Origin of the sequence: Bacteroides sp. AM23-12 (assembly GCF_003434395.1) — a bacterium.
Lineage (GTDB): Bacteria > Bacteroidota > Bacteroidia > Bacteroidales > Bacteroidaceae > Bacteroides > Bacteroides thetaiotaomicron.
Genome location: NZ_QTLF01000035.1, coordinates 411 through 16,420, shown reverse-complemented (window position 1 = coordinate 16,420; position 16,010 = coordinate 411). Strand labels below are relative to the sequence as shown.

Here is a 16,010-nt window from a genome sequence, read left to right as displayed (position 1 = left end):
AGCACCATTGTCTTTTACAGATTTCCCGCCAGTTTCTTTATGTTACTCTTCCGGTCCTCTCCGACCGGAAATCAACTTCCGAAGATTATCCTCCAAAGTTATCGAACATCAGGTTCTGAGCCGGAACGCCCAGATCGTCGAGCATCTTCTCTACAGCTTTCGACATCGGACCAGGACCACACATATAGTATTCAATATCTTCAGGAGCTTCGTGGTTCTTCAAGTAAGTTTCATAAATTACGTTGTGTACGAAGCCCGGAGTATATTTCACACCGGCAGCATCAGCAGCAGGATCCGGACGGTCGAGTGCCAGATGGAATGTGAAGTTCGGGAAATCCTTTTCAATTTGCAGGAAGTCTTCCAGATAGAATACTTCGTTCAGCGCACGGGCACCATAGAAGTATGACATCTTGCGGTCGGTCGTATGCAATGTTTTCGTCAAGTGCATGATCTGTGCACGCAACGGAGCCATACCGGCACCACCACCGATCCACATCATTTCCTTGTTAGAGTCGAAAATCGGATGGAAGTCTCCATAAGGCCCACTCATTATTACCTTGTCACCCGGTTTCAGCGTAAAGATATAAGAAGAAGCGATACCCGGCATTACATCCATAAATCCGGGACCTTGTTCTTTCGGCTTGAACGGAGGGGTAGCGATACGTACAGTCAGCATGATACGGTCACCTTCTGCAGGATAGTTGGCCATAGAGTAAGCACGGATTGTTTCCTCTTCATTCTTACATTTCAAGCCCAGCAAACCGAATTTCTCCCATGCAGGCAGATATTCTTCACCGATCAGGCTCTTATCAATGTCCTTATCATAATCCATTGAGAATTTAGGTATCTTGATCTGTGCGTAAGAACCCGGGATAAAGTCCATGTGTTCGCCTTTAGGCAATGCCACGATAAACTCTTTGATAAATGTAGCCACATTCTTGTTGGAGATCACTTCGCACTCCCACTCTTTCACGCCGAGTACAGACTCGTCAATCTTGATAGCCATGTCACTCTTCACTTTCACCTGACAGCCCAGACGCCAGTGGTCTTGTTGCTGTTTACGGCTGAAGTGAGGAACTTCAGAAGGCAGGATTTCGCCACCACCTTCGAGTACCTGACATTTGCACTGTCCGCAAGAACCCTTGCCACCACAAGCGGATGACAGGAATACACCGTTTACGGCCAGCGTATTAAGCAATGTGGAACCGGACTCTACTTCCAGTCCTGTTTCGCCATTGATCGTTAGTTTCACGTTACCTGACGGTACCAGAAATTTCTTGGCAACCAGCAAGATAACAACAAGCAACAGAATAACCACAAGGAATACCCCAATGCTTGATAATATTAAATTCATATCCATTGTCTTATTCCTTTCTTTTTAGATGTTCAAACCAGAGAAACACATAAATGCGATTGCCATCAGACCTACAGTGATAAATGTGATACCCAGACCTTTTAGCGGAGCAGGTACATCAGAGTAAGCCATTTTCTCACGGATAGCAGCCAGACCGACGATAGCCAGCAGCCAGCCGATACCCGAACCGAGTGCGTAAGACAGCGCATCCCATACATCACCGATGTATTTCGGATCGCTTGCACCCAGGTTGATGCGTTGTTGCATAAACAAAGAAGCACCCATGATAGCACAGTTAACGGCGATCAACGGCAGAAAGATACCCAGTGAAGCATACAGCGACGGGCTGAAACGTTCTACCACCATCTCCACCAATTGCACGATACCGGCAATAACGGCAATGAAAAGAATAAAACTCAGGAAGCTGAGGTCAACACCTTCAATGATAGCGTTGGCAGCCAGCACCTTGGTTTGCAATAAATAGTTCACCGGAAGCGTAACCAGCAACACGAATGTTACGGCTATACCCAGTCCTACGGCAGTCTTCACATTCTTCGATACAGCCAGATATGAGCACATACCCAAGAAGAACGCGAATATCATGTTGTCCACAAAGATGGAGCGGACGAATAAACTTAATAAATGTTCCATATATTTTAATTAAAAATTAAGAATGAAGAATTTCGAGTTTATGAGTGTTACCTTCATTCATCCTTCTTCACCCTTCATTTATATTAATTACTTTCTTCTTGCAGTTCTTTGTGACGTGCACGCTGATACCAGATGATGCAAGCTACGATAATCAATGCCATCGGCGGCATCAACATCAGACCGTTGTTTACATAACCGATATTCTGGATAGGCTCATAATTCAGGATATTGAAACCAAGCAAAGTTCCCGAACCGAGCAGTTCGCGGAAGAAAGCTACGATTACCAGAATCTTGGCATAACCCAAACCGTTACCAACTCCGTCAAGGAATGATTCCCAAGGACCGTTCTGCATGGCAAATGCTTCCAGACGTCCCATCAGGATACAGTTGGTAATGATCAAACCTACATAAACAGAGAGCTGTACACTTACATCGTATGCAAACGCTTTCAGAATTTCACTAACGATGGTAACCAAAGCAGCAACCACTACCAACTGAACGATGATACGGATACGATTTGGAATCGTCTTACGCAACAGTGAAATAACGACATTGGCAAACGCTGTAATCACAGTAACTGAAAGTCCCATCACAATGGCGGGTTCCAGCTTGGCAGTAACAGCAAGTGCAGAACAGATACCAAGCACCTGTACGGTTACCGGATTATCGATTCCCAACGGAGCAGAGAATACTTCTTTATTCTTCTTTGAAAACAGTTGTCCCATATTCTTTATCCTCCTCCTTATTATTTAGTTAAAAAACTTATGTAATTATTCAGACAAGCCTTCAGCATAGCATCCACACCTACCGAAGTGATCGTACCACCAGAGATACCGTCCACTTGGTAATCAGCTTTTTCTACCTTGCCATTCTTAACAACACCCAGAGCAACGGCACCGTTTTCCAGTGTCTTCTTGCCTGCGAATTCGTGTTGGAACCAGTCAGTAGCGATTTCAGCACCCAGACCCGGAGTTTCACTTGCGTGTGAGAAGTATACACCGTAAACTGTGTCTTTGTCCTCGTTCAGAGCAACGTATCCCCAGATACCGCCCCAAAGACCGGCACCGTATACAGGAACCACATATTTAGTCTGACCATCTACATCACATACAAATACGTGCAGACGTTGGTGTTCTTTCACTTCTTTCTCGTAGTTAGTGGCAAACTCACCTGTGTTTTCAGTCAGCGTGCCGTCTACGTTCATCAGCATATCACCTTTTACATATTTCTGATATTCGGCATCAGCATCTTCTACATTTTTAATGTTCAATGCAGCAAGAATCTGCTTTTTAGTGTCCAACTGCACATTCTTGTCTTGTGTAGCTTTCAGTGAAGAACTAACGAATGCCAGCAGGAATGCAACGATAACAACCATTACCGAAGCATAAATGATAGTATAACTATTACTATTTGTATTCATTTTCATTCGGTATTATTGGTTAGACTTAACAGCGCGTTTCTCGCGACGGCTGATATTACTCTGTACTACACAGTAGTCGATCAGCGGAGCGAAGATGTTCATCAGCAGGATGGCAAGCATCATACCTTCGGGATAACCCGGATTCAGTACGCGGATAACGATAGCCATCACACCGATCAGAAATCCGAAGATGTATTTACCTCTTTCCGTACGTGCGGATGTCACAGGGTCGGTAGCCATGAACACGGCACCGAAGCAGAAACCACCCAGTACGAGGTGTTCGTACCAAGGCATCTGAGCCATTGTGTTGTTTTCCATGCCGATAGCATTGAATACCCAGGCCATGAATGCACCACCAACGAATACAGAAAGCATCGTCTTCCAGCTTGCAACGCCTGTCCACAGCAGGATAACGGCACCGATCAGGATGGCGATCACACTTGTTTCACCGATAGAACCGGGAATAAGACCTGTTATCATATCCATGTTGAATGCAGGAACCGTACCCGTTGTAGCGGCTTGTCCCAGCGGGGTAGCCACAGTCAGACCGTCTACAGCCTGTCCCATACCGAAAATGGTATCGCCCGATACCCAAACGGCGTCACCGGACATCTTGGTAGGATATGCGAAGAACAGGAATGCACGGGTGATCAACGCTACGTTGAACACATTCATACCCGTACCACCGAATACTTCTTTTGCAAAGATAACAGAGAATGCAGTTGCTACGGCAAGAATCCAAAGCGGACAGTCTACCGGAACGATCATCGGGATCAGAATACCGGAAACAAGGAATCCTTCCTGAATTTCCTCCTTCTTCCATTGAGCTACGACGAACTCAATACCCAGACCGACAACGTATGATACGATAATTTTAGGCAATACAGCCAGGAATCCGTAGATAAACATTTCGATGAAGCTGCCAGTAGCACCTGTGTGGGTGAAATGCTGGTAACCTACGTTGTACATACCGAACAGCAGCGCCGGTACTAACGAAATAACCACAATCGACATAATACGCTTGCTGTCGATCGCGTCGTGTATGTGCGTTCCCGTTTTCGCAGTCTTGCTGGGCACGAACAGGAATGTTTCGAAGCCGTCGAACACCGACTGGAATGCGTGGAATTTACCGCCCTCCTCAAAGTTCGGCTTTATCTTATCGAGATAATTTCTTAACGCTTTCATTAATATATTACTATTTTACGATTTACAATTTACAATTTGCCATGCGGATTATGCCATTTCAGCACGGAGCATATCAAGTCCGGCACGGACGATGCGTTGGAGTTCCATCTTCGAAGAGCAGACGAATTCGCAGAGTGCGAAGTCTTCGGGAGCCACTTCGTAGATACCCAGCGCTTCCATGCGGTCGATATCACCGGCGATGATCGCTTTAATCAGATATTCGGGCATGATGTCCATCGGGAATACCTTGTCATATTCGCCGGACATGATCATGTGGCGTTCGCCGCCTTTGACACGTGCATCCAGCGTATATTCCTTTTTGCCCATCAACCAGCTGAAATATGAGTGGTTGGCACTGAACTGGTTGAAGCGCGGCATGATCCATCCGAACATTTCGTGAACGTCGTCACCTTCGGGGATTACAGTCAGTTGGCTGTGGAAAGCGCCCAAAAATCCGTTAGGAGAAACTTGTTTGCCACTCAGCACGTTACCACTGATGTAGCGCAAATCTTTGTCAGTTGTTACGTTTCCGGCAAATACGTTAGTCAGCAATGCACCTACCTGAAGTTTGCAGTAAGCAGGTTTCAACACTTCGGAACCTGTCACGGCTACTGTGCGGGTAAAATTCACACGGCCTGTATTGAAGAGGCGACCGATGAAGATAACGGCTTGCGGATCGATTGTCCACACAGTTTCGCCCTTTGAAACGGGGTCGAGGTGGTTGATCTGAACGCCTACGTTACCGGCAGGGTTCGGTCCGTCGAAAGCGGTGATTGTAACGTTCTTAGCCTGTGTCAGTGCAGCGGCTTTCTGTTTCACGCTGATGCTCAGGTAAGTTTTTGCCATTTTGGCGAGGGCATCAAGACCTGTCTGGAAGTTTGCTTCTTCGCCTTTCAGAGCAAATTCGAAGTCGGGAGCCAGCGGATTGGTATCGAATGCGGAAACAAAGATGCCCTTCGGTGTTACCGTCGGGTCTGCAATGATGTCATACGGACGTTGCTTGATAAACGCAAACAGACCTGCTTCAAGAAGCGCGGACTTCACAGCATCCGCATCCATAGAGGATACGTTCTTCTTACCAAATTCTTCGTAGTCCTGCTCTGCGGCAGCTTCCACTACGATGTTCAATACCTTACGGCGAGCACCACGTTCAACGCTCGTCACTACGCCACTCACGGGCGAAACAAATTTCACTTCAGGATGATACTTGTCGATAAACAAGGGTCCACCGGCCATCACATATTCCTGCTCTTTCACAACCACTTTCGGTGTCACTCCAGGAAAATCATCGGGTACGAGTGCGTAAAATCCCGGCTCTTTCACTGTTGTGTACGTCTCAGCAGCTTTACCTTTCAGGTTTATGTCAAGGCCTTTACGTAACTTTATTACATTTGCCATGCTATATAAAATAATGGTTTCATAAAATTTGCCGCAAAAGTAATAAATAATAATGTGATTCGGGAGGAAAAAAGAAAGGAATTACGGAAAAATATCCGTAATTCCTTTTGTGTTCGCACACGTTCTTTAATAAAGTAGGCTGGAAGACCTGCGCGCACAAGTCTATGCAACGTGATTGTCGGTTGGTTATTCTTCGCCGGCAAACATTGGATCCCACGCCGGCAGGCGGATCGGTTTTTGTTTCAAGACTTCGAGTGCTTTCGGGGTCACGTATTTCGTTTCCACAACAAGACGGAAGGTATATTCGTTGAACCATTCGTCGGTCATGATGAGATGTCCCTGATAGCCGGCTCCGGCACCCCAACTATTTTCAACCATCCATTTGGTCGGTTTTCCGTTTTTGTCCAGATCGACTGCCATGAGGGTCATGGCGTGACTGGAGCTGCTGGCAAAGCTTTGAATACGCTGCTTCTTGTCCATGCCGAAGGTGGTGCCCATCAATGAGTCGTAATCATAGTTTTTGACGTCGAGCAGACCACGGTCAGAGTTCAGGAACTTGCCGACGTCGCAGGAGTAATACATCATGGTGCTGTCTTTCAGAGAGGCGATGGCCATCTCCTTGATGTCCTCGATCGGGAGGTTGACGTATGTCCAGTTCTTGCCGTCGTAGCGGTGGCGGTCGTAGTCTATTTCATAACATTTGTAGTATTCGCGACTGGGGTCGTTCATGAGCATGACGTAGTTGTCAATCAGCTTTTCGTCACCGTATTTCTTCAGAAAAGAAAGCGGGGTGTAGGTGGCGGTTTCTACAGGCTCACCTTTGACATTATATTGCGTCCAGGTAAATTCTGTAGGAGGTACGCCCAAGTTCAGAACAAGCATACGGTAAATGGTGCTCAACATTTCCACTTTAGCGTTCTCTATAGCGGCAGGTTTAGCTTTTTTCGAAGCCATGTCACGGAGTTGTAACCCCTGTTCGCGAAGTTTCAGAGCGATCAGATTCGCCATGCGGGCGGTGTTTTCGCTGCTGTTCGTTTCGGGCATCACGTCTTTGGGGACGAGGCCGTATTTGCTTACGATGTCCGCTACTCCGGTGAATGTACCGCCGTCGCTCAACGGATTGCGGAACAGCCATTCCACCATTTTATCGTTCATAGGCTTGTCGCTGGTGTCGATGACGCCTTGAAGGAAAAGGTTGGCCTTTTCCAGTTGGTCGAAAAAGAAAGGATAGGTTTGCGAGAATTCGAAAGAACCCAGATGGTATTTATCGATGGCTTTGGCACGCATTACGTTCAGGCCGGTGAAGAGCCAGCAGCGTCCGGACGATTTCTGGTCGGTGATCCCCTTGGAGTTCACTTTGACAGAAAAATGTGTATCCATCCCCTTCATGTTGTCCTGGTTCAGGGCAAGCTTGCGGATGTCGTTGTTGCTGATGGCGTTCCGGATAGCCTTGTCGGTAGAAGTGCCTTGATAACTCTGTTTGATTTGCTGCATCATGTCAGTGCTGATGCCGCCTTTCGCGTCCTGTGCCTGTGCAGAATAGTAAAGGGCACAGCAAACAAAAACTGATAAAATTCGTTTATTCATTATAGATCGTTTATAAATTAACTTTGCCTGTATGCTAATAGTAATCCGTTGGCAATTTCGTTTTACATATTATTAATTGGCAAAAATACGATTCTTTTTTAGATTTATTATCTATGAGAATGAAAACTAATCGAAATAAAATAGTTTCCTTTGCAGCGGATTTCAAGAAAGAATATGAAAAGATATATAATAGGTATATTGATGATGTTTCTATTCATCAATATTTCGTTAGCTCAAACGGCTGACACGGCAGTAAAAAGCGATGAACTGCAAACGACTACAACTTCTGTTGACGAAGTCGGGGTAGCCCCGACAGATTCCACCCCCACCCTTTCCAAAAAAGAATTGCGACGTCAGCGTGTAGCCAAACGTAATCTACATTATAATATATTAGGTGGCCCCAGCTATACTCCGGACTTCGGATTACTGATCGGCGGTAGTGCATTGATGACGTTCCGGATGAATCCGAGTGATACTACCCAGCAACGTTCGGTGGTGCCGATGGCCATCGCCCTGATGTTCGAAGGAGGACTGAACCTGTTCACCAAACCGCAGCTTTTCTTCAAGGGCGACCGCTTCCGCATCTTCGGAGTCTTCGCATATAAGAATACACTGGAAAATTTCTACGGCATCGGATACAGCACCAACAAGGACTATCCGCGTGGCGAAGACACCAGCGAATACCGTTATAGCGGTGTGCAGGTGAATCCGTGGTTTTTATTCCGTCTGGGGAAAAGCAACTTCTTTGCCGGTCCGCAGATTGACTTCAATTATGACAAGATCACTAAACCCGCCGCAGGGATGATAGAGCAACCATCGTATATTGCTGCCGGCGGTACGGATCACGGCTACTCTAACCTCAGCTCCGGGCTCGGCTTCCTGTTGACATACGACACCCGTGACGTTCCCGCCAATGCTTACCGGGGAACGTATCTGGACTTTCGTGGGATGATGTACAACAAAGCCTTCGGAAGCGATAATAATTTCTACCGTTTAGAAATAGACTACCGCCAATACAAGACCCTCGGCAAACGTAAAGTATTGGCTTGGACGGTGCAGACAAAGAATGTATTCGGCAATGTTCCATTGACTAAATACGCGCTCAGCGGCACTCCTTTCGACCTTCGTGGTTACTACATGGGACAGTTTCGCGACAAGTCATCCCACGTGATGATGGCAGAATACCGTCAGATGATAAATACGGACAAAAGCAATTGGGTGAAGAAGATGCTGAATCATGTAGGCTATGTAGCGTGGGGAGGATGCGGTTTCATGGGCCCTACTCCAGGCAAAATCGAAGGTGTACTTCCTAATCTGGGACTCGGTTTACGTATTGAAGTTCAGCCCCGTATGAACGTCCGCCTCGACTTCGGCAGAGACATGGTGAACAAGCAGAATTTGTTCTATTTCAATATGACGGAGGCATTCTAAACAAGTATTTGCCGATAATTAACAAGAAAGATGATAAAATGATTCCATAAGAACATCATTAAATAAAATTAATCCTTATATTTGCGTTGCTATAACACAGCAAAAGCAGATAATAGGGTTAATTTATGAAACAAATCAAATACCTCTTCGGAGGATTATTATTTTTGTTTGCCTCCATGGGAAGCGTAACTGCGCAAGAGGTAAGCGATTACTCAAAACTACAGCCAAGTGATTATTCCAGCATTACACTTCCACCGCTGGATCTTCTTTTCGAGAACGCAAAAAGCGCTCCGACTTACGAATTAGCTTCAGTAAAAGAACAAATTGAACGGAAACTTCTGGCAAAAGAGAAGCGTGCCTTCTTAGGCTTTTTCAGTTTACGGGGCAGCTACCAATATGGTATGTTCGGTAACGAGTCTACTTATACAGATGTAGCAATTGCACCTTACCTGACCTATGCAACACAGGCACAGAACGGATATACAGTAGGTGCAGGAGTCAACATTCCTTTGGACGGTCTCTTTGACTTGACAGCGCGGGTAAAACGCCAAAAACTGAATGTACGTACCGCCCAACTTGAAAGAGAAGTTAAGTTTGAGGAAATGAAAAAGGAAATTATCCTTCTATACGCAACTGCGACCTCCCAATTAAACATTCTTAAACTTAATGCCGAAGCCCTCATGCTTGCTAATGTACAATATAGTATAGCTGAAAAGGATTTCTCGAATGGAGCTATTGATTCGGGAACTTTATCATCTGAAAAATCTCGCCAATCTGACGCACAAGAGAAATTCGAAAACAGCAAATTCGAGTTAAGCAAGAGTTTAATGATACTTGAGTTAGTCACCCACACTCCCATTTTAAGAAACAAATAAACATACATTTATGGAATACATCCTTTATATCAGCAGATTCCTATATCGTATCCGTTGGTGGTTACTAATTGGAACAGCCATTATAACATTTGCTGTTTACTATTTTGGAAAACGCATGATAGGCAAAACATATAACGTAGAGGCAACCCTCTACACTGGCGCTGCTTCCGGCTACAATCTAGAAGGTGGAAATAACAAAGTGGATTGGGCGACAACTCAGAACGCTATGGATAACCTAATGAACATTATCAAGGCTGAAAGTACACTCAAACGGGTATCTATGCGATTATATGCCCGAAGTCTGATCAAAGGTAATCCAAAAGAAGACAATGAATTCATCAAAGCCAGCAATTACAACAGAATATATGAACACCTAAAGAATAGTCCGAACGGGAAAGAAATACTGTCATTAATAGATAAAAACAGCGAAGATAAAACGGTAGCCAACTTTTTCAATTACTTGAGACCGACTCAAGCAAACTATCTCTATGGAGTATTCTATTATAATTTGCCCTATTACTCTTATAATGATCTCAGAGCAATCAGAGTAGCGCGTAAAGGTGCCAGCGATCTGATTGAAATAAGTTATACGGCAAGTGATCCGGGTATCGCCTATAATACCATCGACATCCTGACCAAAGAATTTGTAAACGAATACAGTGCAATCCGCTATGGTGAAACAGATAAAGTTATCGAATATTTTAAAAGCGAACTTCAACGCATCGGAAAGGAACTTCGGCTTAAAGAAGACTCACTAACGCAATATAACGTAGAAAAACGTGTTATTAATTATTACGATGAGACCAAAGAAATCGCTGCCATCAACAAAGAGTTTGAGTTACGTGAACAAAACGTACTGATTGCATACAATAGCGCCAAAGCAATGTTAAACGAACTGGAAAAGCAAATGGGCAGCAATGCCAAACATGTAATCAACAATCTTCAGTTCTTGGATAAACTAAATGAAGCCGCTTCGCTTACAGGAAAAATCTCAGAAATGGAGACGATTTCAAGTGATCATCAGAATCAAGAAGCCTCATTACAGGAATATAGGAATCGCTTAAATCAAACGCGCAAGGAGCTTTCCGAGCTTTCAAACAAATATGTAGAGAACAAATATACCAAAGAAGGAATAGCTAAAGAGAACATCATAGAACAGTGGCTTGAAGTAACCATGCAATACGAAAAAGCCAAATCAGACTTACAAATTATACAGCAAAGCCGTATAGACCTCAACGAGAAATACAGACAGTTTGCACCAGTAGGTTCCACTATCAAACGTCAAGAGCGTAACATAACTTTTATAGAGCAAAATTACTTGTCTGTATTGAAAAGCTATAATGATGCCCTCATGCGTAGAAAAAATTTGGAAATGACCTCCGCTGCATTAAAAGTATTAAATGCTCCGGCATATCCGATCAGTGCCATGCCCACTCCTTTGAAAAAAATGGTGATGGCAGCGTGTGCCGGTACCTTCATATTTATTTTGGGGTTCTTCTTAATTCTTGAATTATTAGACCGTACTCTACGCGATTCTATTCGTACACGTCGTTTGATTGGACTTCCGATGTTAGGCGCCTTTCCAAAAGACTCTATTTTAGAGTATCACAATTATGTTGAAGAATCAAAAAGTATAGCTACAAAACAGTTAAGCAATAGTATCCTTCGTTTCTGTCAGCAAAAGAAAGAAGGATTGCCCTACATTATCAATTTTATTAGCACAGAAGGCGGGGAAGGCAAAAGTTATGTGATCGAAGCCCTAAAAAAATACTGGAACAGTATCGGACTTAAAACAAAAGTAATAACATGGAAGTCAGACTTCAGAATTGATTCACGAGAATACAACCTGGCCAAAAGCATTACCGATCTATACACATCAGAGGAAGAAGATATTCTCATCGTTGAATATCCCAATCTGCGGGAAGCTAGCATATCGCTGGAATTACTACAAGAAGCTAATCTAAATATACTCGTAGCCCGTGCTGACCGTGGTTGGAAAGAGACCGATAAGCTCTTGTCAGAAAAGCTAAGTCAACAAGTAGGTAAAACTCCACTTTATGTTTACTTGACACACGCATCCCGCAATGTGGTTGAAGACTACACTGGTATGCTTCCACCATATACACTTTGGAGGAAAATAGTATACCGACTGTCACAATTAGCATTGACAGAAAGTATATTTACGTTCACAAAAAGAAAGAAGCAGCCGGCAACATCAGGAGATGAAGATGACGAATGATAAAGGAAAATACAGTCAATACTTAACAGTAGCCGGTAACTATTTTGCCAATAAAGGATGGGTACATTTACTATTGGCAGGAGGATTGTATATATTATACAAAATGTTCTTTCGTACTTCCCTTCCTTTCTTTCTGACGATTAGTTCATTACCTTTAATGACAGTTATTTTCTTATTAATTATCAAATATTCAAAGCAAAGTTTCTATACACTTTTCATTCTCCAATTCCTGCTGGCAGCAGCTTATGCAGTGACAGACATACCATTGGGAGTAGCAACATCAATGTGTACATTGTTTGCCGTTGTTTTGCTCTTTGCGTACGGAATGCATGAAAAAATTGACTGGTCGGAAAGTCGTAATGGTATGCTTATGCTTTTTCTGATATGGGGAGTTTATTGCATATTAGAGATAGCTAATCCGAACAATGTTCAGGCAGCATGGAATATCTCCATCACCCATTATCTCATATATCCTATTGTATGTGCTGTCATCGTACCGTTAGCAATCCGTAACATCAAGGGGATTCAGTGGCTTCTAATTATATGGTCTCTTTTCATCCTCTTGGCAGCAGCCAAAGGATATTGGCAAAAAAACTGTGGTTTTAATGAACGTGAGCAGTATTTTTTATACGTTTTGGGAGGAGCAAGAACTCATATTATTTGGTCCGGTATTCGTTATTTCTCATTCTTCAGTGATGCAGCGAACTTCGGCGTACACATGGCTATGGGTGTTTCACTTTTTGGAATTTCACTTTTTTATATAAAAGGTGTATGGCTGAAAATCTATTTTATAATTGTCATTATTGCCGCCATTTACGGAATGGGAATTTCTGGAACACGGGCTGCGATAGCTCTGCCTATCGGTGCTTTAGGGAGTTTCATTATTCTTTCACGCAATCGCAAAGCATGTATTACAGGTATTTCAGTTCTTGCCTTGTTATTCTTGTTTTTTGTATGTACCAATATAGGAGATGACAATCAATATATCCGCAAGATGCGTTCTGCATTTCGTCCTAGCCAAGACGCTTCCTATCAATTACGTGTAGACAATCGAAAGAGAATGAGAGAATTGATGATTCACAAGCCTTTTGGATATGGGATAGGGTTATCCAAAGGCGACCGTTTCTATCCCAAAGAACGTATGCCCTATCCACCGGATTCCTGGTTAGTCTCAGTATGGGTAGAAACCGGAATCATCGGTCTAGTTCTCTACCTGGCTGTTCACGGAGTCCTTTTTGCATGGTGCGGATGGATACTGATGTTCAAGATCATGAACAAACGCCTGCGAGGCTTACTTACTGCCTGGCTCTGTACCGCTGCCGGATTCTATCTGGCAGCCTATGCCAACGACGTGATGCAATATCCCAACTCCATCCCCATATACACAGCCTTTGCCCTCTGCTTCGCAGGACCGTACATTGACAAGCGGATGCAGCAAAGTAAAGAAACAGAACTGAAAAACGAACAATAGATTATGATGAACGAACCTCAAGTCTCCTTTATCACAGTTTGCTACAACGGCTTTAAAGACACTTGCGAATTAATAGAATCGCTGCAAACACATGTACATTCCGTGAGCTATGAAATCATCGTCGTAGACAATGCTTCGCGCGAAGACGAAGCGACTAAAATCAAGGAGCTATATTCCGATATAGTCACCCTGCGGAGCGAGTCTAACCTAGGCTTCTCTGGCGGAAATAATCTGGGGATCAGAGTAGCCAAAGGAGCCTATATCTTTCTGATAAACAATGACACTTATGTTGAATCAGACGGATTCCACTACCTGACAGAGCGACTGGAAAGTCAGAAAAACATCGGAGCCGTCTCTCCGAAGATACGCTTTGCCTTTCCTCCGCAAAACATACAGTTTGCCGGATTCACCTCCCTGTCGGCAATCACTATACGCAACGAAATGACAGGTTTCGGCTGTCCGGACGACGGCACGTTCGACACCCCGCACACGACCCCCTACCTGCATGGGGCGGCACTCATGGTAAAACGTGAAGTCATTGAGAAAGTAGGAGAAATGCCGGAAATATTCTTCCTGTATTATGAAGAAATGGACTGGTGTACACAGATGACAAATGCCGGTTACGAACTATGGTATGAGCCTCGTTGCACCATCTTCCACAAAGAAAGCCAGAGCACCGGACAGTTCAGCAAGCTACGTACTTTCTACATGACGCGCAACCGTTTGCTCTACACCCGCCGCAACCGGAAAGGTGCTCAGCGGCTGCTCTCCATTCTTTATCAATCTACCATAGCTGCCGGAAAAAACAGCCTTCAGTTTGCCCTGAAAGGTCGTTTCGATTTATTTGCCACAGTATGGAAAGGTGTTGTCAGAAGCTTTTCTATCACCTCTCCTATCCGATAACCCTTAAAAATGAAAGACCATGTATACCTTTATTGATTGGATTCTCTTTATTCTCCTGGCACTTTGTGTCGGTTATCTGCTGTTCTACGCCATTGCTTCCAAATTCTATCGTCCGCGAAAACTTTCCGAAGCACGTATCCTGCGTCGTTTTCTTGTACTCTTCCCTGCATACAAGGAAGACAGGGTGATCGTCTCCACTATCCGTAATTTCCTCGAACAGGAATACCCCAAAGAAATGTACGACGTTCTTGTCATCTCCGATCAGATGCAGCCGGACACGAATGCTGCCCTACAAACACTCCCCATCTGTTTGCAAGTAGCCGACTATACCAATAGTTCCAAAGCCAAAGCCCTTACGCTGGCAATGAACGTCACTGCCAACGAATCTTATGACGTAGTAGTGATCATGGATGCCGACAATGTAACGACTCCCAATTTCCTCGCAGAAATCAACCGTGCTTTTGAGTCCGGCCTGCATGCCGTACAAGCCCACCGCACAGGAAAAAACATGAATACAGACATCGCTGTTCTGGATGCGATCAGCGAAGAAATAAACAACGGATTCTTCCGTAGCGGGCACAACGCGATAGGATTGTCAGCCGGATTAGCCGGTTCCGGAATGGCATTCGACGTTCATTGGTTCCGCCGAAATGTAGGACATCTGCAAACATCGGGCGAAGACAAGGAGCTGGAAGCCCTGTTGCTAAAACAACGCATTCATATCGAATATCTGGAACAACTGCCTGTATACGATGAAAAAACACAGAAAAAAGAAGGTATCAAAAATCAGCGTAAACGATGGATTGCAGCACAATACGGTGCATTGCGGGCTTCCTTGCCCGATTTCCCGAAAGCACTGATTCAAGGAAATATCGACTACTGCGACAAGATTCTTCAATGGATGCTGCCTCCCCGTCTGATACAACTGGCGGGAGTTTTCGGTTTCACTTTACTCTTTACCGCAATCGGCTTACTAATGAGTCTGCAAAGCGGAGGATACGAATGGTATACAGCCATCAAATGGTGGATACTGTCAGCCGCTCAAGTTGCCGCCATGATCATACCTGTGCCGGGAAAGTTGCTGAACCGGAAATTAGGAAAAGCAATCCTGCAGATTCCGACACTGGCACTGGCAATGATAGCCAATATGTTCCGACTGAAAGGAGCGAACAAAAAGTTTATTCATACCGAGCACGGAGAAGAATAAGGCCTTCGTCAAGCCCACTCCTCCTCCGCATCAAAGCACGGACAAGCCTTCACCCATTCCTCCGGCTCGATCTCCCCGTTCCCGTTCAGATCAGGGCTCAGATCACGATGCCCGCACACCCGGCAACCGGGATAATCACGCAGCAACGTAAGCACAAGCACATGCATCGAGTGTACCTGCCATTCGGTACGGGTATCGGCAGGCCGCCCGTGACAGTCAAGTCCGCCCTCATAGCAAATGCCGATACTTGTCCGGTTGAATCCTTTCGCATGAGCTCCTATCCGTTCAA

12 protein-coding genes and 2 pseudogenes are annotated in these 16,010 nt (G+C 44.7%); 6 read left to right on the top strand and 8 right to left on the bottom strand.

Annotation, left to right across the window (positions count from 1 at the left end):
• Positions 1-85: 85 nt before the first annotated feature.
• From nqrF to DW640_RS19975, 7 genes and pseudogenes are all read right to left on the bottom strand, one after another.
• Complete coding sequence (nqrF, locus tag DW640_RS20005) at positions 86-1,360, bottom strand: NADH:ubiquinone reductase (Na(+)-transporting) subunit F (protein WP_008763481.1); 1,275 nt, start codon at positions 1,358-1,360, stop codon at positions 86-88.
• Between the two features lie 18 nt (positions 1,361-1,378).
• A complete protein-coding gene (nqrE, locus tag DW640_RS20000) occupies positions 1,379-2,005 on the bottom strand; it encodes an NADH:ubiquinone reductase (Na(+)-transporting) subunit E (RefSeq protein WP_008763480.1) in 627 nt (208 codons plus the stop codon).
• An 83-nt stretch (positions 2,006-2,088) separates the two neighbouring features.
• Entirely contained in the window at positions 2,089-2,730 is a 642-nt protein-coding gene (locus tag DW640_RS19995) for an NADH:ubiquinone reductase (Na(+)-transporting) subunit D (protein WP_008763479.1), read from the bottom strand.
• 20 nt (positions 2,731-2,750) lie between these two features.
• A complete protein-coding gene (locus DW640_RS19990; RefSeq protein WP_008765873.1) occupies positions 2,751-3,425 on the bottom strand; it encodes a Na(+)-translocating NADH-quinone reductase subunit C in 675 nt (224 codons plus the stop codon).
• 12 nt (positions 3,426-3,437) lie between these two features.
• Positions 3,438-4,610 (bottom strand): NADH:ubiquinone reductase (Na(+)-transporting) subunit B, encoded by a 1,173-nt coding sequence (locus DW640_RS19985; protein WP_048692090.1) that lies wholly within the window; start codon positions 4,608-4,610, stop codon positions 3,438-3,440.
• A gap of 48 nt (positions 4,611-4,658) precedes the next feature.
• Positions 4,659-6,129 (bottom strand): annotated as a pseudogene (locus tag DW640_RS19980) (Na(+)-translocating NADH-quinone reductase subunit A).
• Between the two features lie 65 nt (positions 6,130-6,194).
• Positions 6,195-7,595: a C1 family peptidase gene (locus DW640_RS19975; RefSeq protein ID WP_054960224.1), complete on the bottom strand. Its 1,401-nt coding sequence runs from the start codon at positions 7,593-7,595 to the stop codon at positions 6,195-6,197.
• A 201-nt stretch (positions 7,596-7,796) separates the two neighbouring features.
• Between DW640_RS19975 and DW640_RS19965 the strand changes: the two genes are divergently transcribed.
• The 6 genes from DW640_RS19965 to DW640_RS19940 all read left to right on the top strand — a co-directional run bounded on the left by DW640_RS19965 (position 7,797) and on the right by DW640_RS19940 (position 15,721).
• Positions 7,797-9,026, top strand: coding sequence for a BamA/TamA family outer membrane protein (locus DW640_RS19965; protein ID WP_074855808.1), 1,230 nt, complete (start codon positions 7,797-7,799; stop codon positions 9,024-9,026).
• A 125-nt stretch (positions 9,027-9,151) separates the two neighbouring features.
• Positions 9,152-9,901 (top strand): TolC family protein, encoded by a 750-nt coding sequence (locus DW640_RS19960; protein ID WP_072067277.1) that lies wholly within the window; start codon positions 9,152-9,154, stop codon positions 9,899-9,901.
• A 10-nt stretch (positions 9,902-9,911) separates the two neighbouring features.
• Positions 9,912-12,140: a hypothetical protein gene (locus DW640_RS19955; protein ID WP_117578869.1), complete on the top strand. Its 2,229-nt coding sequence runs from the start codon at positions 9,912-9,914 to the stop codon at positions 12,138-12,140.
• Positions 12,124-13,611 (top strand): O-antigen ligase, encoded by a 1,488-nt coding sequence (locus tag DW640_RS19950; protein WP_199610433.1) that lies wholly within the window; start codon positions 12,124-12,126, stop codon positions 13,609-13,611. Before DW640_RS19955 ends, DW640_RS19950 begins: the two co-directional genes overlap by 17 nt.
• Positions 13,612-13,614: 3 nt before the next feature.
• Entirely contained in the window at positions 13,615-14,514 is a 900-nt protein-coding gene (locus DW640_RS19945) for a glycosyltransferase family 2 protein (protein ID WP_032850742.1), read from the top strand.
• A gap of 19 nt (positions 14,515-14,533) precedes the next feature.
• Entirely contained in the window at positions 14,534-15,721 is a 1,188-nt protein-coding gene (locus DW640_RS19940; RefSeq protein ID WP_072067275.1) for a glycosyltransferase family 2 protein, read from the top strand.
• A gap of 8 nt (positions 15,722-15,729) precedes the next feature.
• On the opposite strand, the pseudogene DW640_RS24090 reads toward DW640_RS19940, so the two are convergent.
• Positions 15,730-16,010: pseudogene (locus tag DW640_RS24090) on the bottom strand (N-acetylmuramoyl-L-alanine amidase); the annotation flags it as partial.

Excerpts from the sequence above, each read along its gene's own strand:
- DW640_RS19950 (WP_199610433.1), top strand. The coding sequence starts at position 12,124 with ATGAAGATGACGAATGATAAAGGAAAATACAGTCAATACTTAACAGTA.
- DW640_RS19990 (WP_008765873.1), bottom strand. The coding sequence starts at position 3,425 with ATGAATACAAATAGTAATAGTTATACTATCATTTATGCTTCGGTAATG.
- DW640_RS19995 (WP_008763479.1), bottom strand. The coding sequence starts at position 2,730 with ATGGGACAACTGTTTTCAAAGAAGAATAAAGAAGTATTCTCTGCTCCG.
- DW640_RS19985 (WP_048692090.1), bottom strand. The coding sequence starts at position 4,610 with ATGAAAGCGTTAAGAAATTATCTCGATAAGATAAAGCCGAACTTTGAG.
- DW640_RS19955 (WP_117578869.1), top strand. The coding sequence starts at position 9,912 with ATGGAATACATCCTTTATATCAGCAGATTCCTATATCGTATCCGTTGG.
- DW640_RS19940 (WP_072067275.1), top strand. The coding sequence starts at position 14,534 with ATGTATACCTTTATTGATTGGATTCTCTTTATTCTCCTGGCACTTTGT.
- DW640_RS19975 (WP_054960224.1), bottom strand. The coding sequence starts at position 7,595 with ATGAATAAACGAATTTTATCAGTTTTTGTTTGCTGTGCCCTTTACTAT.
- DW640_RS19960 (WP_072067277.1), top strand. The coding sequence starts at position 9,152 with ATGAAACAAATCAAATACCTCTTCGGAGGATTATTATTTTTGTTTGCC.
- DW640_RS19945 (WP_032850742.1), top strand. The coding sequence starts at position 13,615 with ATGATGAACGAACCTCAAGTCTCCTTTATCACAGTTTGCTACAACGGC.
- nqrE (WP_008763480.1), bottom strand. The coding sequence starts at position 2,005 with ATGGAACATTTATTAAGTTTATTCGTCCGCTCCATCTTTGTGGACAAC.
- DW640_RS19965 (WP_074855808.1), top strand. The coding sequence starts at position 7,797 with ATGATGTTTCTATTCATCAATATTTCGTTAGCTCAAACGGCTGACACG.
- nqrF (WP_008763481.1), bottom strand. The coding sequence starts at position 1,360 with ATGGATATGAATTTAATATTATCAAGCATTGGGGTATTCCTTGTGGTT.